1 protein-coding gene is annotated in these 250 nt (G+C 58.0%); it reads left to right on the top strand.

Going from position 1 to position 250, the window contains the following annotated elements; translation table 11 throughout:
• Positions 1–250, top strand: a 250-nt coding sequence (locus KVT28_RS25890) for an efflux RND transporter permease subunit (RefSeq protein ID WP_217551123.1), incomplete at both ends; no start/stop codon positions are given.

Raw genomic sequence — 250 nt, 5'->3', positions numbered from 1 at the left:
CACAACGACAACCACAGCATGCTGGTGAATGGCTTCAGTTTTGCCGGCAGCGGCCAGAATGCCGGGATTGGCTTTATCACGCTGAAGAACTGCAGCGAGCGTAAAGGTGCTGAAAACAGTGCCGATGCCATTGCCGCGCGAGCAATGGCCAATCTTGCCAGCATTCGTGATGCGCAGATCTTCGAGCTGTCGCCGCCGTCGGTGTCCGGTTTGGGGCAGTCAGTCGGATTCACCTTTGAGCTGCAGGCGC

This window comes from Pantoea sp. GbtcB22 (assembly GCF_019091025.1).
GTDB lineage: Bacteria > Pseudomonadota > Gammaproteobacteria > Enterobacterales > Enterobacteriaceae > Pantoea > Pantoea leporis.
This window is presented reverse-complemented; position numbering and strand designations above follow the sequence as displayed.